The 862-nt window shown below is 50.1% G+C and carries 1 protein-coding gene; it reads left to right on the plus strand.

Going from position 1 to position 862, the window contains the following annotated elements; all coding sequences use genetic code 11:
* Window positions 1-746: IS110 family RNA-guided transposase (locus tag H7C18_RS34605; RefSeq protein ID WP_238358158.1), on the plus strand; the 746-nt coding region annotated here is incomplete at its 5' end.
* Window positions 747-862 lie beyond the last annotated feature (116 nt).

Raw genomic sequence — 862 nt, forward strand, 5'->3', positions numbered from 1 at the left:
AGTTTATGACGTCTCAATTCGTGCAGACGAAGCTGAACGCAAGGGCGTTGCTGGATCAAGTCTGCCCGGCATTCGAAAGCGTGTTTCGAGATATGTATGCCAAAACGGCGTTGCACGTGCTGCGATATGTACTGCTGGAAGAAAACGTAACCGAAGAGGTGATACGGGAAACAGCGGGCTCTTCTCACGGAAAGGCATGGATCCAGGAAAAGGTGGAACGCGTTCACGCCATGCCAGTGCCTGAAAAGCAGAGCGCAGCTCAACGGACGGCACTGTTGTGTATGGTGGAGATTCTGCTTGCCCAGCAAGAGCAACTACGCCATTTAGAAATAAAAATCGAAGAGGCGGCCATGGAAATTTCAGAAGTAGGGCTGCTAAGGAGCATCCCAGGCATTGGAGATAAGCTGGCGGCGACCTTAATTGCTGAGATTGGCGACGCGAGTCAATTCGAGAATCCCAAGCAGCTTGTCGCTTACGCAGGGTTAGACCCGAGCGTGTACAGCTCTGGACAATTCGTAGCGTCCAGCATGCGTATCACCAAACGCGGCTCTAAACGATTACGAAGAGCGCTGTATTTGGCCGTACAGTGCGGAATTAGGAGGAGTACGAACGAGCGATTAAAGGCGTACTACGATAAGAAAAGACAAGAGGGCAAGCCCTACAAGGTGACGGTGATTGCTTGTGCTAACAAGCTATTGCATCACATCTACGCCATCTTGAAGAAAGGCCAGCCCTTCCAAGCGTAAACCATATTTAACCAAAGCCTCCGCGGCAACGGGGGTTATTTGGCATGTACAGAAATTATAACAACTTTTCTCAGGCAGACCAAGCGGCAAAGCTTGACAAACATTAGCTGGTTTTT

Origin of the sequence: Cohnella zeiphila, assembly GCF_014212055.1 — a bacterium.
Classification (GTDB): domain Bacteria; phylum Bacillota; class Bacilli; order Paenibacillales; family Paenibacillaceae; genus Cohnella; species Cohnella zeiphila.